21 protein-coding genes are annotated in these 18,865 nt (G+C 71.4%); 14 read left to right on the forward strand and 7 right to left on the reverse strand.

The window, feature by feature from the left end; translation table 11 throughout:
• Positions 1-6 precede the first annotated feature (6 nt).
• Genes ACWGPE_RS09510 through ACWGPE_RS09520 form a run of 3 tightly spaced genes read right to left on the reverse strand, consistent with a single transcriptional unit; the run spans position 7 to position 3,004 of the window.
• A complete protein-coding gene (locus ACWGPE_RS09510; protein WP_452048581.1) occupies positions 7-861 on the reverse strand; it encodes an ABC transporter ATP-binding protein in 855 nt (284 codons plus the stop codon).
• Entirely contained in the window at positions 858-1,994 is a 1,137-nt protein-coding gene (locus ACWGPE_RS09515) for a putative F420-0 ABC transporter permease subunit (RefSeq protein WP_452048582.1), read from the reverse strand. The genes ACWGPE_RS09510 and ACWGPE_RS09515 overlap by 4 nt, the downstream gene beginning before the upstream one ends.
• A complete protein-coding gene (locus tag ACWGPE_RS09520) occupies positions 1,994-3,004 on the reverse strand; it encodes a putative F420-0 ABC transporter substrate-binding protein (RefSeq protein WP_231429569.1) in 1,011 nt (336 codons plus the stop codon). The genes ACWGPE_RS09515 and ACWGPE_RS09520 overlap by 1 nt, the downstream gene beginning before the upstream one ends.
• Before the next feature lie 276 nt (positions 3,005-3,280).
• On the opposite strand from ACWGPE_RS09520, the gene ACWGPE_RS09525 reads away from it, so the two are divergent.
• The 7 genes from ACWGPE_RS09525 (at position 3,281) to ACWGPE_RS09555 (ending at position 9,918) form a co-directional block, all read left to right on the forward strand.
• Positions 3,281-4,261 carry an alpha/beta hydrolase gene (locus ACWGPE_RS09525; RefSeq protein ID WP_275505160.1) on the forward strand — a complete coding sequence of 327 codons (981 nt, stop codon included), beginning with the start codon at positions 3,281-3,283 and terminating at the stop codon, positions 4,259-4,261.
• The gene (locus ACWGPE_RS09530) at positions 4,258-5,688 is read left to right on the forward strand and encodes a dihydroorotase (protein WP_452048583.1); all 1,431 of its coding nucleotides are present in this window, start codon (positions 4,258-4,260) and stop codon (positions 5,686-5,688) included. Before ACWGPE_RS09525 ends, ACWGPE_RS09530 begins: the two co-directional genes overlap by 4 nt.
• A gap of 1 nt (position 5,689) precedes the next feature.
• Positions 5,690-6,682: an LLM class flavin-dependent oxidoreductase gene (locus ACWGPE_RS09535; RefSeq protein ID WP_231429572.1), complete on the forward strand. Its 993-nt coding sequence runs from the start codon at positions 5,690-5,692 to the stop codon at positions 6,680-6,682.
• 126 nt (positions 6,683-6,808) lie between these two features.
• Positions 6,809-7,645, forward strand: a complete 837-nt coding sequence (locus ACWGPE_RS09540; RefSeq protein ID WP_231429573.1) for an ABC transporter ATP-binding protein — start codon at positions 6,809-6,811, stop codon at positions 7,643-7,645.
• The gene (locus tag ACWGPE_RS09545) at positions 7,642-8,478 is read left to right on the forward strand and encodes an ABC transporter permease (RefSeq protein WP_231429574.1); all 837 of its coding nucleotides are present in this window, start codon (positions 7,642-7,644) and stop codon (positions 8,476-8,478) included. The genes ACWGPE_RS09540 and ACWGPE_RS09545 overlap by 4 nt, the downstream gene beginning before the upstream one ends.
• Entirely contained in the window at positions 8,475-9,314 is an 840-nt protein-coding gene (locus ACWGPE_RS09550) for an ABC transporter permease (protein ID WP_231429575.1), read from the forward strand. Before ACWGPE_RS09545 ends, ACWGPE_RS09550 begins: the two co-directional genes overlap by 4 nt.
• Before the next feature lie 355 nt (positions 9,315-9,669).
• Positions 9,670-9,918: a hypothetical protein gene (locus ACWGPE_RS09555; protein WP_231429576.1), complete on the forward strand. Its 249-nt coding sequence runs from the start codon at positions 9,670-9,672 to the stop codon at positions 9,916-9,918.
• On the opposite strand, the gene ACWGPE_RS09560 is transcribed toward ACWGPE_RS09555, so the two are convergent.
• A complete protein-coding gene (locus ACWGPE_RS09560; protein WP_452048584.1) occupies positions 9,915-10,757 on the reverse strand; it encodes a MerR family transcriptional regulator in 843 nt (280 codons plus the stop codon). The genes ACWGPE_RS09555 and ACWGPE_RS09560 overlap by 4 nt on opposite strands.
• A gap of 389 nt (positions 10,758-11,146) precedes the next feature.
• Between ACWGPE_RS09560 and ACWGPE_RS09565 the strand changes: the two genes are divergently transcribed.
• On the forward strand, positions 11,147-11,884 hold the full coding sequence (locus tag ACWGPE_RS09565) for a response regulator transcription factor (RefSeq protein ID WP_452048585.1): 738 nt from the start codon (positions 11,147-11,149) through the stop codon (positions 11,882-11,884).
• Positions 11,885-11,905: 21 nt separating this feature from the next.
• Here ACWGPE_RS09565 and ACWGPE_RS09570 read toward each other — a convergent pair whose 3' ends face one another.
• Together ACWGPE_RS09570 and ACWGPE_RS09575 are read right to left on the reverse strand one after the other, a co-directional pair.
• Positions 11,906-12,526, reverse strand: coding sequence for a GNAT family N-acetyltransferase (locus ACWGPE_RS09570; RefSeq protein ID WP_452048586.1), 621 nt, complete (start codon positions 12,524-12,526; stop codon positions 11,906-11,908).
• Between the two features lie 146 nt (positions 12,527-12,672).
• Entirely contained in the window at positions 12,673-13,767 is a 1,095-nt protein-coding gene (locus ACWGPE_RS09575; RefSeq protein ID WP_231429580.1) for an ABC transporter substrate-binding protein, read from the reverse strand.
• Between the two features lie 212 nt (positions 13,768-13,979).
• On the opposite strand from ACWGPE_RS09575, the gene ACWGPE_RS09580 reads away from it, so the two are divergent.
• The 6 genes from ACWGPE_RS09580 to ACWGPE_RS09605 all read left to right on the forward strand — a co-directional run bounded on the left by ACWGPE_RS09580 (position 13,980) and on the right by ACWGPE_RS09605 (position 18,604).
• Positions 13,980-14,120: a hypothetical protein gene (locus ACWGPE_RS09580; RefSeq protein WP_231429581.1), complete on the forward strand. Its 141-nt coding sequence runs from the start codon at positions 13,980-13,982 to the stop codon at positions 14,118-14,120.
• Positions 14,121-14,323: 203 nt separating this feature from the next.
• On the forward strand, positions 14,324-15,337 hold the full coding sequence (locus ACWGPE_RS09585; protein ID WP_231429582.1) for an alcohol dehydrogenase catalytic domain-containing protein: 1,014 nt from the start codon (positions 14,324-14,326) through the stop codon (positions 15,335-15,337).
• Positions 15,327-16,547: a CaiB/BaiF CoA transferase family protein gene (locus ACWGPE_RS09590; protein ID WP_452048587.1), complete on the forward strand. Its 1,221-nt coding sequence runs from the start codon at positions 15,327-15,329 to the stop codon at positions 16,545-16,547. The genes ACWGPE_RS09585 and ACWGPE_RS09590 overlap by 11 nt, the downstream gene beginning before the upstream one ends.
• Entirely contained in the window at positions 16,544-17,407 is an 864-nt protein-coding gene (locus ACWGPE_RS09595) for an amidohydrolase family protein (RefSeq protein WP_231429584.1), read from the forward strand. The genes ACWGPE_RS09590 and ACWGPE_RS09595 overlap by 4 nt, the downstream gene beginning before the upstream one ends.
• Before the next feature lie 10 nt (positions 17,408-17,417).
• Entirely contained in the window at positions 17,418-18,257 is an 840-nt protein-coding gene (locus ACWGPE_RS09600; protein ID WP_231429585.1) for a DODA-type extradiol aromatic ring-opening family dioxygenase, read from the forward strand.
• A complete protein-coding gene (locus ACWGPE_RS09605; RefSeq protein ID WP_275505168.1) occupies positions 18,257-18,604 on the forward strand; it encodes a hypothetical protein in 348 nt (115 codons plus the stop codon). The genes ACWGPE_RS09600 and ACWGPE_RS09605 overlap by 1 nt, the downstream gene beginning before the upstream one ends.
• A gap of 10 nt (positions 18,605-18,614) precedes the next feature.
• On the opposite strand, the gene ACWGPE_RS09610 is transcribed toward ACWGPE_RS09605, so the two are convergent.
• Entirely contained in the window at positions 18,615-18,815 is a 201-nt protein-coding gene (locus ACWGPE_RS09610; RefSeq protein ID WP_231429587.1) for a hypothetical protein, read from the reverse strand.
• Positions 18,816-18,865: the final 50 nt, after the last annotated feature.

Here is an 18,865-nt window from a genome sequence, read left to right on the forward strand (position 1 = left end):
GTGGGTTCAGCCGAGACCGGCGTGCGCGCCCGAGCCGGCAGCGACAGGCGTCGCAGCATGCGACGACCCCGGCGCCGCAGCATGCGACCCCGGCGCCGCGACGGCGATGAGCGGGCGGCCCGTGATCGGGTGCTCGACGACCTGCGCGCGCACCCCGTACACCCGCTCGACGAGCCCGGCGGTGAGCACCTCGCCCGGTGCGCCCGCCGCGACGACGCGACCGTCGGCGAGCACGATCACGTGGTCGGCGTACGCGGCGGCGTGCGAGAGGTCGTGCAGCGCCGCGACGACCGTGAGTCCCTCACGGGCGAGCCCGGCGAGCAGCTCGAGGGCGGTGAGCTGCGCCGAGAGGTCGAGGTGGTTCGTCGGCTCGTCGACGAGCAGCAGCTCGGGCTGCTGCGCGAGCGCGCGCGCGAGCACGACCCGCTGACGCTCGCCGCCCGAGAGCTCGGCGACGGAGCGCCCCGCGAACGCGGTCGCGCCGACCGCGTCGAGGGCCCGCGCCGCGATCTCCCGGTCGTCGGCGCCGACGGCGGCGAACGCACCGAGGTGCGGCGTTCGTCCGAGCAGCACGGATGCCTCGACGTCGAGCTGCGCGTCGACCTCGCCCTGCTGCTCGGCGAGGGCGACGAGCCGCGCCCGCTCGCGGCGGCGCATGCCGGGCAGCGAACGGCCGTCGAGGGCGAGGTCGCCCGCCGTCGCGCGTTCGACCGCGGCGACGAGGTGCAGGAGCGTCGACTTGCCCGCGCCGTTCGGCCCGACGAGCGCCGTGAGCGCGCCGCCCGGGAGCGTCGCGTCGATGCCGTCGATGATGGTGCGCCCGGCGCGGTCGAAGTGCACGCGGGACAGGTCGAGGCTCATGTCGTGCTCCTTCTGCGCAGCAGCAGCCAGGCGAACACCGGGCCGCCGATCAGGGCGGTGAGGATGCCGACCGGCAGCTCCCGCGGGTCGAACATGGTGCGGGCCGCGGTGTCGGCCCACACGAGGAAGATCGCGCCGGCCAGCATCGACAGCGGCAGCAGCGCCCGGTGGCCCGGCCCGACGACGAGGCGCACGGCGTGCGGCAGCACGAGCCCGACGAAGCCGATCGAGCCGCTCACCGCGACGAGCGCACCCGTGAGCATGGCGGTGCCGCCGAGCAGCAGCACCCGGCTGCGTGCGACGTTCACGCCGAGTGCGGCCGCGCCCGTCTCGCCGACCGCGAAGGCGTCGAGCGTGCGCGCGCTCGCGACGAGCGGCACGCCGACGACGACGAGGGCGACGCCCGAGATCGCGACCGACGTCCAGTCGGTGCCCGCGAGCGAGCCGAGCAGCCAGTTCAGGATCTCGCGGTAGCTGTCGTTCGTCGCGCTCCAGAAGATGACGAGGCTCGTGATCGCGCCGAACACGCTCGTCACCGCGACGCCGGCGAGCACGGTCGCCGTCGGCGAGAGCCGGGCGCCCGCCGAGCCGCCGGCGCGGCCGGCCCGGCCGGTCCCGAGCGCGAGTCCGAGGGTCGCGAGCAGTGCGACGATCGCGCCGGCGAAGGCGGCGAGCGGCAGCATGAGCGACCAGCCGAGCACGAGCACGACGACCGCGCCCACCGAGGCGCCCGACGAGAGGCCGAGCAGGTACGGGTCGGCGAGCGGGTTGCGGGTGAGCGCCTGCATGACGGCGCCGCAGAGGGCGAGGCCCGCGCCCACCGCGGCGGCGGTGAGCACGCGAGGCATGCGCAGCTGCCAGACGATGCCGTCGCGCAGCGGTGACAGCGTCGACTCGCCGAACCCGAGGTGGGCGCCGACGCTCGCGAGCACGTCAGCCGGCGACAGCGCCGCCGGGCCGATCGTGACCGCGACCACGATCGACACCACCAGCAGCGCCGCGAGCCCGGCGCCCCAGAGGAGGGTGCGAGACGCGCCGCCCCATCGAGTTGCCGAGTTCTGCGCTTCCCGAGCGGGGGAAGGACGGCTTTCGGCGACTCGACGATCGGTGCCGCGGGTGGCAGGCGCGGACATCAGCCCTCCAAAGCGTCCAGCTGGTCGACGATCGAGGCGACGGCGTCGACGTTGCGCACGCCCGCCTCGGTCGCGGGGAAGTCGACGACGACGTACCGCTCGCCCTGCACCGCAGGAAGCGACGCGGTCGCCGGGTTCTGCTCGAGCGCGGCGATCTTCGCGTCGGCGGTGTTCCACGGCGCGTCGACGAGCACGATCACGTCGGGGTTCGCCTCGACCACGGCCTCCCACGACATGGCCGTCCACGTGTCGTGCACGTCGGCCGCGACGTTCTCGAGCCCCGAGGCATCCATGATCATCTGCGGTGCGCCGATGCCGGCGCCCACGAACGGCTGGTCGTCGCCCGACGAGTACCAGAGCGCGCTCAGCCCGTCCTGCGAGGGGGTGATCGCCTCGAGCGCCTCGCGCTGCGACGCGACGAGGTCGGCCGCGCGGTCGGGCACGCCGAAGATCGCCCCGGCCTCCTCGAACTCGCGGAACACCTCGTCGAAGGTGAGCGGGTCGGGCATGTAGCCCTCGCCCTTGCAGGCGGCTGGGGCGACGTACGTCGCGACGCCGAGCGCGCCGAGGGCGTCGCGCTCGCCGGCGCCCTCGGCCGAGAGGTTCGACTCCCAGCCGGCGTAGACGAGGTCGGGCTCGACGGCGAGGGTCGCCTCCTGCGAGGGCACCTTGTCGCTCAGCACCTCGAGGCCGTCGGCCTGCGACGCGGATGCCTCGGGCACGGGCCCGTCGCTGAAGGCGGTGCCGACGATCTTGTCTTCGAGGCCGAGCGCGAGCATGAGCTCGAGCGTCGACGACTTGATGGTGACGACCCGCTCGGGGGCGGCGTCGAACGTGACCTCGGTGCCGCAGTTGTCGAGCGTGAGCGGGTAGGCGGATGCCTCGCCGCCTGCGCCGTTCGCGGCGTCGGCGGTGCTCTGCGAGGCGCCGGCGGGGCTCGCGCAACCGGCGAGCAGGGCGACGGCGGCGACGGCGGTGAGGGCGAGGGGCAGGCGGGCGTGGCGGTGCATGGGCAGAGTTCCTCCGGGATGGCGTGCAGGCGTGTCCGACGACGGTCGGCGACTCGCGGCCCAATCCCGGGCCACCACGACCGGGCAAGTCAGCCCGGTGGTCGCTTCGAAGCCTAACGCCGTGAGGACTTCGGAATCAATACTGGATTCTGGATCCAAAATGGGTCATGATGTCCTCGCGGGCCTCGATCGAGCATTCGATCAGGGCCGGGGCGACGGTTCGCCCGCCGTGTCCGGGTCCCGCGCAATGCCGCGTCGAGATCCGGGAGGACCCGCATGAAGAGCACCGAGGTCGAGTTCTACAGCGAAGGCGATCGCATCGCCGCGATCTGGCGGACGCCCGACGAGGTCGACGGCCCGCTGCGTGCGATCGTGCAGGGCCCCGGCTGGCTCGGCCTGAAAGACGCGAAGCTCTACGTGCGCTACCACGAGGCGCTCACCGCCGCCGGCTTCGGCGTGCTCGTCTTCGACTACCGCGGCTTCGGCGACTCGGCCGGCGACCGCGGCATCCTCTCGCCCGCCCGCCAGCTGCAGGACCTCGTGAACGCCGTCACCTACCTGACCACGCGCGACGATGTGGACGCCGACGCGATCGGTGCGTTCGGCACCGGCGGCACGGGCGGCGGCAACGCCGTGCTGCTCGCCGACGCCGACCCGCGCGTGAAGGCGGCCGTCAGCCAGGTCCCCGTCGCCGACGGCACCGACTGGCTGCACCGCATGCGGCAGGAGCACGAATGGCTGGCCTTCCTCGCCGGCCTCGAGGAGGACCGTCGGCTGCGCGTCGCGACCGGCGCCGGACGCCTCGTGCACCCCCGCGAGGAGATCATGGTGCCGACCCCCGAGCGCCGCGCCACGACCATCAAGGCCGACGTCGACGACAGGATCCCGAGCGCGATCCCGCTCTCGTGCGCCGACGAGATCCTCGCCTACCGGCCCATCGACGCGGCATCCCGCCTCGAGACCCCGCTCCTCGTGATCGGCGTCGAGGGCGACGCGACCACCCCGACCGATCACGCCGAGCGCCTCTACGCCGCGGCGAAGGGGCCGAAGCAGCTCATCATGCAGCGGCACACCACCCACTACGCGGCGTACGACCGCTACTGGACCGAGACCACCCCGCTGATCGTCGACTGGCTCGACCGCTACGTGCGGCCGAGCGACGTCGAGGTCCGCACCACCCGCTCGCCCGGCCAGGGCGAGACCGCAGAACGACTGGAGGCGCCCGTGGAGGCAACGCGTTCGGAGGCCGTGCGATGAGCATCGACCTGAGGATCTCCGGCGGCATCGTCGTCAGCCCGTCGGGGCCCGTCGCCGCCGACCTGCTCATCGACGACGGCCGCGTGGCCGGCATCGTCGGCGCCGGCGTCGCGGCCCCGGCCGACCGCACGATCGACGCGACCGGCCGGCTCGTGCTGCCCGGCATGGTCGACGTGCACGTGCACACCCGCGAGCCCGGCTACGAGCACAAGGACGACATCCTCACGACCTCGCAGCAGGCCGCGGCCGGCGGTGTCACGACGATGTTCGGCATGCCGAACCTCAACCCGCCGACCGTCGACGTGACGACCCTGCGCGACGTGTTCGACCGCTACACGGCGAGCTCGATCGTCGACTGGAACCACAACCCGGCGCCGACGAAGTTCGACGACATCGTGCCGATGGCCGAGATGGGCATCTGCGCCTACAAGATCTACATGGTCGTCGACACGGGCCGCACCTACCCGCACCCGGCCGGCACCGGCATCCACGACCACGGCCACCTGCTGCAGATCATGGACCGCATCGCCACGACCGGCAAGCGCTTCATCGTGCACCCGCACGACCAGGCGCTCATGGACTACATCGAGGGCGAGGTGCTCGCCCGCGGCGAGAACACGCCGCAGGGCTACGCCTCGGCGTACGCCGCCCGCGAGGGCGTCATCTGGGACACGGCGATCGACGTCGTGCTGCGACTCGCCGAGGCATCCGGCTGCCCCGTGCACATCGCGCACATCCAGACGCGCCGCTCGATCGACGCGGTGCGCCGCGCGAAGGCCGCCGGCGTCGACGTGACGTGCGAGGTGAACCACTGGGCGCCGTTCCTCTCGACCTGGAACGACGTCGAGACGCTCGGCCCGTACGCGCTGAGCTACTGGGTGCCCGACGACAACCGCGCCGCGATCTGGGAGGGCATGCGCGACGGCACGATCGACATCGCGAGCTCCGACCACGCGCCGCACACGCGCGAGGAGAAGGAGATCGGCTGGACCGAGATGTGGAGCGCCCACACCGGCACCCCCGGCATCCAGTACTACTACGAGCTCATGCTCGACGCCGTCAACCGGGGCGAGCTCACCCTCGAGCGCGCGGTCGACATGGTCGCCCGCATCCCCGCCGAGAAGTTCGGCCTCGCCGGCGTCAAGGGCTCGCTCGAGGTCGGCGCCGACGCCGACATCGTGATCGCCGACCCGGCCCACGAGTGGACCATCACGAACGACGACGTGCTGTCGAAGATCGGCTGGACCCCGTACGACGGCCGCACCATCTCCGCCCGGATCGAGCGCACCCTCGTGCGCGGCCGGGAGGTCTACGCCGACGGCGTCGTCGTCGGCAAGCCCGGCGACGGGAAGCTCGCGGCCGCACGGGCCGAAGGACCAGCGGCGCACGCCGCCGTGGCGGCCGGCTCGGCCGCAGAAGGGAACTGACATGAAATTCGGACTGCTGCTGCCGCACTTCGGCGAGGAGGCGAGCCGCGAGAAGTTGCTCGAGGGCTCGAAGCTCGCCGAGGAGAAGGGCTTCGACTCGGTCTGGGTGCGCGACCACCTCGTGTTCGAGCCGCACGGCGAGATGGAGAAGCCGAACCGCACCTTCTACGACGCGCTCACGACGCTCACCGCGATCGGCGCCGTGACCGAGAAGCTCGAGCTCGGCACGGGCTCGCTCATCCCGTTCCGCCACCCGCTCGTGACGGCGCTCATGGCCGGCACGATCACCCAGCTCGTCGGGCCGCGGCTCATCCTCGGGTTCGGCGCCGGCACCTTCGACCACGAGTTCGAGGCCGTCGGCTGGGGCGACCTCAACCGCGTCGAGATGGTGCGCTCGAACGCCGAGATCCTGAAGCGGGTGTTCACCGAGAACGACGTCACCTACGACGACGGCATCTTCTCGTTCGAGAACGTGACGATCGAGCCGAAGCCCGTCGGCGGGCCGGTGCCGTTCTGGTACTGCGGCGCGACGCCCGCGTCGGCCCGACTTGCGGCCGAGTACGCCGACGGCTGGATGCCGGGACGCATCTCGCTGCGCACGATGGAGAAGCGCATCGAGGTCATGAAGAGCATGACGGATGCCTCGGGGCGGCCGATGCCGACCGTCGCCGTGATCCCGCCGACGTCGATCGAGGACACCCGCGAGGAGGCGCTCAAGCACGTGAACATCCCGGGCCTGCTCGCGTGGGCGAACAAGGCGCGGTTCACGGTGAAGCCGGAGTCGGGCAGCTTCCAGACCGTCGAGGACCTCGAGGGCCAGCTCATCGTGGGCGACCCCGACCAGGCCGTCGAGGAGATCCGGAAGTTCGAGGCGCTCGGCGTCGAGCACCTCGTGTTCGACTTCCGGTTCAAGTTCGACCGCTTCTTCGAGCAGATCGAGCTGCTCGGCACGGAGGTGCTGCCGAAGTTCCGCCAGGGGCAGGCTGCGGCGTGACCCTGCCTCTGCCGGTCGAGTAGCGAGCGAAGCGAGCGTATCGAGACCATCACACGGGTCTCGATACGCTTCGCTCCTCGACCGGCGATGAAGCCATCGACACGAAACCTCAACGAGGAGGAGCGAATGACGACGACGACCGAACCACGCGTGCCGGAGGCATCCCCGTCTGCACCGTTGATCTCAGTGCGGGACCTCTCGGTCGCGTACGACGTGGCCCGCACCGGAAAGCGCCTCATCGCGATCGAGGGCGTCGACCTCGACGTGCACGAGGGCGAGTTCGTGACGGTGCTCGGGCCGTCGGGCTGCGGCAAGACGACGTTCATGAACGTCGTCGCCGGGCTCGTGAAGCCGTCGACGGGCACCGTGCTCGTCGACGGCTCGCCCGTCACCGGGCCCGGGCCCGATCGCGCCGTCGTGTTCCAGGACTACGCGCTGCTGCCCTGGCGCACCGTCTTCGACAATGTGAAGTTCGGGCTCGAGATGCAGAAGGAGCTGCGCGGCGACGGCTGGCGCGACCGGGTGCAGGAGGCGATCGAGCTGGTCGGCCTCGCCGGCTTCGAGTCGTCGTACCCGCGCGAGCTGTCGGGCGGCATGCAGCAGCGCGTCGGGCTCGCCCGCGCGTTCGTCGCCGAGCCCCGCATCCTGCTCATGGACGAGCCGCTCGGCGCCGTCGACGCCCTCACCCGCGAGGTGATGCGCGACGAGATCGACAAGCTCATCCAGAAGACCGGCAAGACCGTGCTCTTCATCACGCACTCGATCGAGGAGGCGATCCTGCTCGGCGATCGCATCGTGGTGTTCAAGAGCCATCCGGGTGCGATCAAGGAGGTCATCGAGACCGGGCTCGAGCGGCCGCGCTCGGAGCGCAGCGTGCAGCACGACCCGCGCTTCCTCGAACTGCGCGACCATCTCTGGGACGCCCTGCAGGGCGAGGCGACGGCGGCGGCGGTCTCGAAATGAGCGCCTTCCTCGCGAGCGGGCCGAACCTCGGCCGCGGTGGCGGCGTCGCGGCCTGGCTGGCGGGGCTGAGCCCGGCCGGCAAGGCGGGCGTGCTCGCGGCCGAGGTGGTCGTCATGCTGCTCGTCTGGCAGGTCGTCGTCGGCGTGCTCGGGTGGATCAACCCGGTCTTCCTGCCGCCGCCGACCGCGATCTGGCAGGGCTTCGTGCAGCTCGTCGCGTCGGGCGTGCTGTGGCCGAACCTGCTCATCTCGTTGCAGGCGTGGCTCATCGGCTTCGTCATCGCCGCCGTGATCGCGATTCCGCTCGGCCTGCTCATGGGCACCTCGCTGCCGGTCGACCGGGTCGTCGGCCCGATCGCGTGGACGATCTACGCGACCCCGTCGATCGCCTACCAGCCGCTCGCGAAGGCGTGGTTCGGGTTCGGTATCGGGCCGGTCGTCTTCCTCGTGGCGATCAGCGCCTTGTTCCCGATCCTGCTGAACGTGGCGGCGGGCATGCGCACGACGAACGCCTCGATCATCAGGGCGGGGCGCGTCTACGGCGCGACCCGGATGCAGCTCTACCGGTCGGTGTACCTGCCGTCGACCGTGCCGTTCCTCTTCGCCGGCCTCCGGCAGGCGGTCGTGCTCGCGACGATCGGCATGGTCGTCGCCGAGCTGTCGGGCTCGGCGATCGGCATGGGAGCCCTCATCATCAAGTCGGTCAACACCTACCAGACCGGCCAGGCGTACGCGGCGATCGCCATCGTCATGCTGTGGAGCGTCGGGATGGCGCAGCTCGTGACCCTCGTCGAGCGATGGGTCGCCCCGTGGACGAGGAAGGGCCGGCGATGAGCGTCACCAGCGCGACCGGAACCATGCGCATCGTGCGGCCCCGCCGGGTCGTGCGCCGAGACGAGGCGAAGTGGACGTGGCTCCTCATCGGCGTGGTCGCGGCGATCCTGCTCGTCTGGGAGGCCGCGGTCAGCTGGCTGCACCTCGTGCCCGAGGCCTTCCTGCCGCCGCCCACCGCGGTCGCGGCATCCTTCGCGCAGCTGATGGTCGACCCCGCGTTCTGGCAGGCGTTCGCCTACAGCCTGACGAACGTCGTGATCGGGCTCGTGCTGGCGATCGTGGTCGGCGTGGTGGTCGGCCTCGCGGTCGGCTGGTCGGCGGCGCTGCGGTTCACGGTCGCGCCGTTCCTGTGGCTGCTGTACTCGACGCCGAAGGTGGCGCTCGCGCCGCTGTTCATCCTCGCGCTCGGGCTCGGCAGCGCATCGAAGATCGCGCTCGTGTTCCTGCTGGCGGTGTTCCCGATCATCCTCAACACGATGGAGGGCGCCGTCACGGTCGGCGGCTCGCTCGTGAACGCCGGCCGCGTGTACGGGGTCAACGGCCTCGCGCTCGGCTGGAAGGTCATCTTCCCGGCGACCCTGCCGTACAGCCTGTCGGGCATCCAGCGCGGCGCGGCGCTCGCCTTCACTGGCGAGGTGCTGGGCGAGTTCCTCGGCGGTACCGGCGGACTCGGCCACATGCTCGAGTTCGCGGCGTACCAGTTCGAGATGGCCGAGGCGATCGCGCTCGTCATCGTGATGGTGATCATCGCGAACCTGACGCTGCTGCTCATCTCGACGCTGCGCCGCCGGCTCGCGCCCTGGTACGACGATCGCAAGATCGCGGGGGCGTCGTGACGCTGTCGCCGCCGGTCGAGTAGGCGTCTTCCGCCGACCGAGCAGTGAAGGGGAGCGCATCGAGACCGCTCCACCCGCAGGCCGCCGGCCCCCGCCTCATGCGCGACGACGGGGGCCGGCTCTCGCGCGTCGGCCGCGGTGGCGGGCGGTGCAGATGCGGAGTGCAGATCTTCGGGGGTGTGCGCGGCGTGCCGCCGCATGACACGCCGCCGGCGCAGCAGGACTTCCTGCGGTGGGCCCAGCACCTGCCGCGAACGCCGAGTTTGCGGTTTCGGCAAGCTTCGTTGCGCCGGCGGAGGGGAACTCGACACTGTGGACTCTCGTCCCCACGTTCCACTCGCTCCGAGAGGCCCCCTTGAGCATCGAGACTCCTGCGTCCACCCCGAAGCCGCCCAGCCAGCACGAGCTCGCGCTCATGATCTGGCTCGCGGTGACCCCCACCTTGCTCGTCATCAATCTCGCGCTGGGCCCAGTGCTCGCGGTGCTGCCGGTCGTGCCGCGAACGATCGTCGTCGTCACGATCGCCGTTCCGATCGTGATCTACGCGGTCATGCCCACCCTCCACAGGCTCCGTCGGAGGCTCCTCGCACGCCGCACCGCCTAGGCCGCGCGGCCGGCGGTTCGCTCGCCCGCGCCGCCGGCCGGCGGTTCGGCGAGCGAGACGGGGACGGCGATGCTCATCACCTCGCCCGTCGCGCCGGTGGCGAAGGACGGCAGGTAGACCTCGCGGTTCGGGCCCTCGCGCTGCGGCCCGCAATGAGCGGTCAGGAAGTCGTGCACGCCGACCAGGAGCGCCTGATCGTCCGCGTGCACCTGGTCGAGGCTCACGAACACCTCGTCGTGCGTGGGGTCGAGCGTGATCTCCATCCCCTCCGGCGGCCGGATGGCTCCCTCGAACGGCGCGCACACTCGGAGGTCCGCGGGGTACGTCTCGGTGGCGCGAGACCGGAACTCGACGTACACCGGGCCGCCGAGCGGTGCGTCGGCCGCGGTGAGCGCAGCGAACACGCGGCCCGTCAGATCGCGGAGCACCGCACCCGTGTCGGCCAGCGAGGCCTCGCCCCGCACGCCGAGCACGGCCCGTTCGGGGACCGTGCGCCGTCGCACCTCGAGGCCGGCCGGGAGCGCGACCTCTCCCCGCAGCAGAGTCCGCACGTAGTCGAGCGCCTCGTCCGAACCGACCGCGTGTCGCCGATGCCGGTCGCGCATCGCGTCGAAGGCGGCGGCGGAATCGTCGGCATCGAGGACGGTCGCGACCTCGGCGAGCGACACGTCGAGGCTGCGAAGCAGCACCACCCGCCGCGCTCGCTCGACCTGATCCTCGGCGAAGATCCGCCGGTCGGCATCGTCGCGCCGTGAGACCAGCAGGCCGCGGTCCGCGTACAAGCGGATCGCCTTCTGCGATACCGAAGTGAGCCGTGCGATCTGGCCGGTCGTGAACATGGCTCCCACCGTACGAGCTGCCCCAGGGGAAGGCGCAACACCATCCGTGCGAAGCCCCGCCGCATGTGCGCGACGATGTGGCCGGCTTCTGGGCGCCGGACAGGGTCGCCTGGCCGAGCACCATGGTGCCGACCCGGCCACCCGCCAGGCTCCCGATCGACCTCTGCCAGTTCCGCCTCACGCTGAGGCGGAACTGCATTGCTCCTGTGGGCAATCGTCCTCCTCCTTCGGGAGGAAGGGCAGTCAACCGGCGCCTGAACGTCCAGCGAGCAGCGTAGCTTTGCGGCATGCGTGCAATGGGTCGGGGCAGGTTCCTTCTGGAGATCGCGGTCGGGGGAGTCCTCGTCGCATGGTGGTTGCAGGTCGAGTGGCACAGTCTCAGCACGTCCGTGCCGCTCCGCTCCGACACGTTCACCGGATCGCCGTACGCGACGATCACCGTGATCGGTCTGGGGCTGGTGTTCGCGTCGGCCCGATCGCGGCCCTGGGTCGCCGTTGCCGTGCTCGGCGTCATCCTCGTCTGCCAGTTGCTGTTCTGGCCGGCACGGTTCAGTCAGACGGGATGGGTCGCGTATCTGATCCTGCTTCCCGTGCCCTACCTGCTCGCCGAGTCATCGCCGGTCCGTCATCGGCGCTGGCTCCTGGCGTCGGTGATCGCCGGAGCGCTCGCGGTGGCGGCGCTCCTCACACTCCCGAGCCTCTCGATGTCGGGGGTGTGGGGAACGATCAACGGAAAGCCGTGGGATGCACCGCCGCTCTGGCCCGATATCGCCACCTGGACGGTCGTCTGCGTCGCCGCCGCGCTCGGGATGTGGGCGCTCGGATCGCGCAGCGCACGTGCGCGGCGGGAAGATTCGACGTCGGCATCGCCGCTCGTGAAGACGGCTCCAGCAGCGCCGTCGATCGCCCCGCCGGAAGGCCTCGATCTGCTCTCGCCTCGCGAGCGGGAGATCTTCGTCCTCGTCGCGGCCGGCATGACCAATGCGGAGATCGCACGGCGCGCCTTCATCGCCGAGACCACCGTGAAGAGTCATGTGAGCAGCATCCTCGGCAAGATGGACGCGTCATCGCGGAGCGAGCTCATCGCTCTGGCGCACGCCGGCGGGCTCATCGGCACCGGTCGATAGTGTGGGCGACCGGCGCCGATCTCAGCCCTGCGACCCCGTGCTCGCGATCCGCTGCACCAAGCCGGCCTTCACAGCCGGCCACTCGTCGGCGAGTACCGAGTACACAGCGGTGTCCCTCCACGTGCCGTCGGCCCGCCTCTGATCCCGACGGAGTACGCCCTCGAATCGAGCGCCCAACCGTTCGATCGCGCCCCTGGAGCGGGCGTTCGCGCTGTCGGCCTGAATCCTCACTCGGCCGAAGCCTTGGTCGAACGCGAACCCCAGCACGAGCAGCTTCGTCGCAGCGTTGACCGCGGTGCCCCAGACCTCGGGGTCGAACGCGGTGGCGCCGACGTGCGTCGACTCATTGCGGAGGTCGAACTCTCCCAGCCACGTTGCGCCGACGACCCGACCGGCTGGGTGTCCGGCCCCTCGCACGGTCCACGCGACCGACGGCTGATCCTCGAGGTAGTACGACTCGATGAATCGCTCGAACGACGGCAGATCCCGCGGCAGCGCGGCGATCCCGCCGCCATATCCGTTCGTGAAGACCTCCTTGCGCCCGATGGCATGGAACAGCTCGGGGATGTCGGCGTGCGTCATCGGCGCGAGGGAGACGACCGGTCCCTCGAGTGAGACGGGGCGAGGCAGGACTGCGGTCATCCGACGAGTGTCGCATCGCGGTCCGCGCCCCCGGTCGACGTCGACGGCCCACCCGCGCGCGAGAGCCCCCGCCGTCATGCGCTGCGGCGGGGGCTCTCGGTGGAAGGTGCGAGTCGCGAGGTGGCGCGAGTCGCTGAGCGATCAGCTCACTTCGACACGTCGCCCGGGTAGACGAGGTCGGCCGGCCCCTCGTTGGTGAGGCCGAGCAGCTCCTGCGCCTTCAGCAGGTACACGAGCTGCGACTCGTCGAACTCGAGCGGCTGCAGGTTCTGCGTCTCGATCGTCGTGTCCCACGCCTCGGTGTCGAAGGAGAGGTTCGGGCACGCGAGGTGGCCGTCGAGCACCCAGGGGCTCTCCGAGTCGCGCAGGTCGGCGACGTCGAAGTCGTTGGCCTCGTAGATGTCGAGCACGGAGTCGACGTTCTCGGGGAACTCGCCGGGCGCCGGCGCGGTCATGTAGTCGGTCGCCTTGATCGTCGCCCGCAGGAACCGCACGAGCGAGTTCGGGTTCTCGGCGGCCCAGCCGGTGCCCGCGACCTGCACGTCGTTGGCCCAGTTGCGCAGCGACTCGACGATGATGTTCGCGCCGTGCTCCTCGAGCGCGGGACGGTCGTCGGCGTAGAACGGCTGCATCGAGATCTTGTCGTTCACGAAGAACTCGGTCCACGACTCGGAGCCGGGGCCGGGGTAGACCACCTCGGTCTGCACCGTGTCGAGGTCCCAGCCCTCCTCCTTCAGCACGCGCTTGCGCTGGAACTCGGCGGGGTCGCCGGGGGTGCCCGCGAGCACGATCGACGTACCGTCGAGGTCGTCGACCTTCGTCACGCCCTGCTGGGCGGCGAAGTCGAAGTTCTGCCGGCAGTAGTGGCCTCCGACGAGGTCGACGCCGACCCCGCCGCGGATCGCCTCGATGACGGTGCCGGTCGACTCGACGCCGATGTCGGCGCTGCCCGACGCGACGGCCGCGGTGACGTTGTCGGCGGTGATGACCTCGACGTCGAGGCCCTCCTCCTCGTAGTAGCCGAGGTCGTTCGCGAGCACGTACATCGAGTACATCGTGATGTCGGGGAAGGGGATGGCCACCGTGATCTCGGTGTCCTCGGCGGCACCGGGCTCGCCGTCGGCGAGTTCGACCGGGTCGGATGACGCGCCGGGGCCGGCGGCGGCGCAGCCCGCGAGCAGCGCCAGTGCTGCCAGGGCGGCGATCGCGGCGCGGCCGGATCGGGGGATGGATGTGCGCATGACTCTCCATTTCTCAGTGGGATGCCTCGCGGCCGGCCCGGCGAGAAACGGAGGCCGCTCGCGAAGTTGTGGATACGGTATCCAAAAATGAGGGAACTGTCCATGGTCATCGCGAGACCACCGTTCGTCCGGTCCGAGCGAGGGGCGCACAGGTCGACCGCGTAGGGTTGCGCGCACGGGGCCGTTCGAGCTCCCGATCAAAGGTCGTCACCATGTCCGGCAAGTCCCCCAAGAATTCGTCATCGAAGACCGCAGCCACCCGCACGCTCAAGGAGAAGCGGGCCGACAAGAAGTCGAAGGCCGCCAGCCGTGCCGGAAGCGACATCAGCGACGTGACCTCGCGGAAGAAGTGAGGTAACGGCGGGGTCAGGGCGGCGCGCCGGCGCGCGCCCTCGACCCCCGCCGACGAGCTCCGAGTCATCCGTGACTTCGGAGCCTGCTTCGGCGAGCATGGATCGATGCCGATCCTGTCCATCGCTGGACGGCGGTGGCCAGTTTGGATACCGTATCCAGAAATGGGCCGAACGGCCCTCGAGCGCTCGACGAGGAGGCGACGGTGCGCGCAGCGGTGCTCTCGGCCCACGGCCTCGACGGTCTCGCCGTCGCCGAGCGCGGGGCGCCGGGCCTCGCGGCCGGCGAGGTGCTCGTGCGCGTCGAGACCGTGGGCGTCAACCAGCTCGACCTCAACGTCATCGCGGGCGTCGGCCCCGGTGTCGCGGCGAAGCTGCCCCGCGTGCTCGGCATCGACCCCGCCGGCGAGATCGTCGCAGTCGGCGACGGCGTCGACCCGGCCCGCCTCGGCGAGGCCGTCGTCGTGAAACCCAACATCGCCTGCGGCGGGTGCCCGGCCTGCGCGCGGGGGCGCGAGGCCGACTGCCCCGCGCAGGTCGTCGTCGGCGTGCACCGCGACGGCGGAGCCGCCGACCTCGTCGCCGTGCCGGCGCGCAACGCGTTCCCGCGCGGCGCGCTGCCGTCCGCTGTCGCGACGGCGGCCGTGCACAGCGTGCCGATCGTGCTCAACGCCATCGAGACGGCGGGGGTCGCCGAGGGCGAGCGCGTGCTCGTCACGGGCGCGGGCGGCACGCTCGGCCGGGCGGCGACCGCGCTCGCCGCGCACCTCGGCGCCGACGTCGTCGCAGCCTCGCGAGGCTCGCTCGACGAGGCACCGCCCGGCGTGCGCGCGATCCGCGCCGACGGGACCGCCCGACTGCGCGCCGCGCTCGCCGCAGAACAGCCCGGCGGCTTCGACGTCGTCATCGACGTCAGCGGCCACGGGCCGACGCTCGGTGCGGGCGTCGCGGCGCTCTCGTGGGCGGGGCGAGCGGTGTTCTGCGCCGCCTCGGTCGACCCGGGCGTCGAGCTCGACTCCCGCGACTTCTACCTCAGGCGCAAGCGACTCATCGGCGTCGCGAGCGCCGACTACGCCCAGGTGCGCCGTGCGCTCGACCTCGTGGCCGCGGGTGCGGTGACTCCCGCGATCGGCGCACGCTACGACCTCGGCGACGTGCGCGGGGCCTACCGCGACTTCTCCGACTCGCCGCCAGGAAAGGTGATCATCGATGTCAGTTGAACGTGAGGGTTTCGAGTCGGCTCCCTCGTCGCCTCCTCGAGCGGCGGGCCCGCTCGTCGGCATCCGCGTGGTCGAGCTCGGCCAGTACATCTCGGGCCCGTACGCGGCGAAGCTGCTCGCCGACCTCGGCGCCGACGTGATCAAGGTCGAGTCGCCCGACGGCGACCCGATGCGCCGCTGGGAGGGCCACGGCGCCATGAGCCCGCAGTTCGCCGCCTACAACCGCGGCAAGCGCGCGGTCGTGCTCGACCTCAAGGGCGAGCGCGGACTCGCCGAGCTGCTGCGGCTCGCGGGTGACGCCGACGTGCTCATCGAGAACTTCCGCCCCGGGGTCGCCGAGCGGCTCGGCTTCGGGCCCGACGTCCTGCGCGCGCGCAACCCGCGCCTCGTCAGCTGCTCGATCACGGGCTTCGGGGCCGAGGGCCCGTACGCGAAGCGCCCCGCCTACGACACCGTGATCTCGGCGGTCGGGGGCATGTACAGCCAGGTGGTGCCCGAGCACATCCTGCGGCCGATGGGGCCGGCGTTCTCCGACCTGCTCTCGGGCATGCAGGCCGCCCAGGCGGTGCTCGCGGCGCTGCACGCCCGCAACGCGAGCGGTGAGGGCGAGCACATCGAGGTGTCGATGGTCGGCTCGCTCATCGACTTCCTCACCGAGGCGGCGTCGACCTACCTCGAGACCGGCCAGGTCGCGGGGCCCGACTCTCGCCCGCGGCGGGCGCAGGCCTACGCGTGCCGCGGCTCCGACGGCCGGGCGTTCGTGATCCACATGTCGGTGCCCGAGAAGTTCTGGACCGGCCTCGTCGACGTGCTCGAGCACCCCGAGCTCGCCGAGGACCCGCGTTTCGCGACGCGCGAGGCTCGCGTGCGCAACTACGACGATCTCGACGTCGAGCTCAAGAAGATCACGGCGCGGATGCCTCGGCAGTACTGGCTCGATCGCCTGGTCGAGCACGACATCCCCCATGGGCCGCTCAACACCGTCGCCGATCTCTTCGACGACCCGCAGGTCGCGTCGATGGGCCTGGTCGAGGAGATCGCCGGGCACGAGGGGCCGCTGCGGGTGCCGGTGCCGAGCACCCGGTTCCACCGCAGCGGTCGCCCGGCGCTGCGCGCCGCCCCGAGGCTCGGCGAGCACGACGGGCGACTGCTCGGCGAGGCATCCACGATCATCGACGACGTCGCCGTCGCAGAAGGGACCCGCGCATGACCCGCACCGACGAGCTCGTCGCGATCGACGTGCACACCCACCCGCAGACCGAGGAGTTCCTCGCCGCCATGGGCAAGCGCCACCAGCAGATGGCGAAGCACTTCGGGCGCGAGCGGCCGGTCGTCTCGTTCGCCGAGCAGGCCGACCAGTACCGCGACCGCAGGATGATGGCGGTCATCGTGAACTCCGACTCGGAGACGACCTCGGGCATCCCGGGCGCGCCGAACGACCTGCTCGGCAGGGCGCAGGTCGACCACCCCGACGCGTTCATCGCGTTCGCGGGCATCGACCCGTGGAAGGGCGAGGCCGCGATCGCCGAGATCCGTCGCATGCATGGCGAGTACGGCATCAAGGGCGTGGGCGAGCTCAACGCCTCGCGGCAGAAGTTCCTGCCGAACGACCGCCGCTTCTTCCCGATCTGGGAGGCGTGCGCCGAGCTCGGGCTCGTGGTGATGTTCCACTCGGGCTTCCCCGGGGCGGGCGCCGGCACACCCGGCGGGGGCGGGTACCGGCTCGAGAACGCGCGCCCGATCCCGTACCTCGACGACGTCGCGGCGGAGTTCCCCGAGCTCAAGGTCATCAGCGCCCACCCGGCCTGGCCGTGGCACCTCGAGAACCTCGCGATGGTGTGGCACAAGTCGAACGTCTACCTCGACCTCTCGGGCTGGGCGCCGAAGTACCTGCCGCCCGAGGTCGTGCGCTACGCCGACTCGCTCATCACCGACCGGGTGCTGTTCGGCTCGGACTGGCCGGTGATGACCGTCGACCGGTGGCTGACCGAGTTCGACGACCTGCCGTTCAAGCCCGAGTCGCGGCGGAAGATCCTGCTCGACAACGCCCGCAAGCTGTTCGGAATCTGAGAGGCGAGACATGGCCGAACTCGTGCTCGCGGCGGCGACGCCGCACAACCCGCTGCTCTGGCGCGCGATGCGCGACCCGATGCCCGACGACCTCGCGGGGGTCGCGGCGAACTTCGCGCGCTTCCGGCGCGCGTTCGCCGAGCACGACGTCGACGTCGTCGTCGTCATCGGCACCGACCACCTGCGGCAGTTCTTCTACGACACGTCGCCGGCGTTCGTCGTCGGCAAGGCCGACTCGTACCACGGCACGTGGGAGAACGAGGTGCGCACGTTCGGCATGGACGCCGTGGAGGTCTCAGGCCACCGGGAACTCGCCGACGAGATCTCGGGACGCACCGTGCTGCCCGAGGCGATCGACTTCGCGGTGAGCCTCGAGTGGCGGCTCGACCACAGCTTCGTCATCCCGCTGCAGTACGTCAGGCCCGAGCTCGACCTGCCGGTCGTGCCGATCCACACGAACGCCTCGATGCCGCCGGTGCCGAGCGTGCGACGCTTCATCGCGCTCGGCGAGCACCTGAGCCGGGCGATCTCGTCGTGGGAGTCGGACGCGCGCGTCGCGATCCTCACCTCGGGGCACATGGCGAACGACGTCGGCGGTCCGCGCACGTTCGCGGGCTCGCCCGACCCCGCCTTCGACGAGGCGGCCGCCGCGTGGATGCGCGACGGCGACCTCGACGGGGCGATCCGGGTGTGCAGCGACTTCGAGCGCATCACCGAGGCCGGATGCATGACCTACCAGTACCTCAACGCGATCACCGCGCTCGCGGCGATGGGCCGCCCCGCCGACTTCGTCGACGTCGCCGAGTCGCGCTTCGCGTCGAGCCCGTTCTTCCTGTGGGGGAGCCGCTGATGACGAAGTACATGGTCGACAAGTTCATGCGGTACGTCGAGCTGAGCGACGCGCGCGTGGCGGCCTACGCCGCCGATCCTGCGGCCTACGTCGAGGGATGGCTCGGCGCCGGCGCCGGCGCGGAGGGCGCGACCGACGACCGCGTGCTGACCGAGGCGGAGCGCGCGGCCTTCGCCGCCCGCGACTACGCGGCGCTCTACGCGCTCGGCGCCCACCCCTACCTGCTGTGGCACTTCACCGAGGCGGTGCATGCTCACGAGTTCACTCCCGAGCAGGGATGGCGCGAGCTCGTCGAGCGGTATCGTGCCGGCGTGGCGCCGCAGGGGGTCGTCGACTACATTCCGTAGGGCGGTCGGTTCACTCCTCCACGCCGGGGTCGCCGCCGTCGAGCCCGCCGTCGGTCGAGTCGGTCATCGGCTCGGCGTCGTCGGTCGTTCCTCGCTCGTCGGAGGCGCGCTCGCGGTCCTCGACGTCGCGGGCCAGGCGCTCCGCCCGCTGGTCGCCCGCGCGCCGGGCCTCGGTGTCGGCGGTGGTCTCGGGATCGTTCATCGAGGTCATGTCGCCCTCCAGGGTCGCTCGTCCGGGTACGCGACCACGCTCGCAGCAGG

Source organism: Agromyces sp. NPDC055658, assembly GCF_053618155.1.

Coding starts and splice junctions, on each gene's coding strand:
- ACWGPE_RS09520 (WP_231429569.1), bottom strand. CDS start 3,004: ATGCACCGCCACGCCCGCCTGCCCCTCGCCCTCACCGCCGTCGCCGCC.
- ACWGPE_RS09590 (WP_452048587.1), top strand. CDS start 15,327: ATGTCAGTTGAACGTGAGGGTTTCGAGTCGGCTCCCTCGTCGCCTCCT.
- ACWGPE_RS09530 (WP_452048583.1), top strand. CDS start 4,258: ATGAGCATCGACCTGAGGATCTCCGGCGGCATCGTCGTCAGCCCGTCG.
- ACWGPE_RS09540 (WP_231429573.1), top strand. CDS start 6,809: ATGACGACGACGACCGAACCACGCGTGCCGGAGGCATCCCCGTCTGCA.
- ACWGPE_RS09610 (WP_231429587.1), bottom strand. CDS start 18,815: ATGACCTCGATGAACGATCCCGAGACCACCGCCGACACCGAGGCCCGG.
- ACWGPE_RS09605 (WP_275505168.1), top strand. CDS start 18,257: ATGACGAAGTACATGGTCGACAAGTTCATGCGGTACGTCGAGCTGAGC.
- ACWGPE_RS09510 (WP_452048581.1), bottom strand. CDS start 861: ATGAGCCTCGACCTGTCCCGCGTGCACTTCGACCGCGCCGGGCGCACC.
- ACWGPE_RS09560 (WP_452048584.1), bottom strand. CDS start 10,757: ATGTTCACGACCGGCCAGATCGCACGGCTCACTTCGGTATCGCAGAAG.
- ACWGPE_RS09580 (WP_231429581.1), top strand. CDS start 13,980: ATGTCCGGCAAGTCCCCCAAGAATTCGTCATCGAAGACCGCAGCCACC.
- ACWGPE_RS09515 (WP_452048582.1), bottom strand. CDS start 1,994: ATGTCCGCGCCTGCCACCCGCGGCACCGATCGTCGAGTCGCCGAAAGC.
- ACWGPE_RS09545 (WP_231429574.1), top strand. CDS start 7,642: ATGAGCGCCTTCCTCGCGAGCGGGCCGAACCTCGGCCGCGGTGGCGGC.
- ACWGPE_RS09575 (WP_231429580.1), bottom strand. CDS start 13,767: ATGCGCACATCCATCCCCCGATCCGGCCGCGCCGCGATCGCCGCCCTG.
- ACWGPE_RS09550 (WP_231429575.1), top strand. CDS start 8,475: ATGAGCGTCACCAGCGCGACCGGAACCATGCGCATCGTGCGGCCCCGC.
- ACWGPE_RS09595 (WP_231429584.1), top strand. CDS start 16,544: ATGACCCGCACCGACGAGCTCGTCGCGATCGACGTGCACACCCACCCG.
- ACWGPE_RS09600 (WP_231429585.1), top strand. CDS start 17,418: ATGGCCGAACTCGTGCTCGCGGCGGCGACGCCGCACAACCCGCTGCTC.
- ACWGPE_RS09535 (WP_231429572.1), top strand. CDS start 5,690: ATGAAATTCGGACTGCTGCTGCCGCACTTCGGCGAGGAGGCGAGCCGC.
- ACWGPE_RS09525 (WP_275505160.1), top strand. CDS start 3,281: ATGAAGAGCACCGAGGTCGAGTTCTACAGCGAAGGCGATCGCATCGCC.
- ACWGPE_RS09570 (WP_452048586.1), bottom strand. CDS start 12,526: ATGACCGCAGTCCTGCCTCGCCCCGTCTCACTCGAGGGACCGGTCGTC.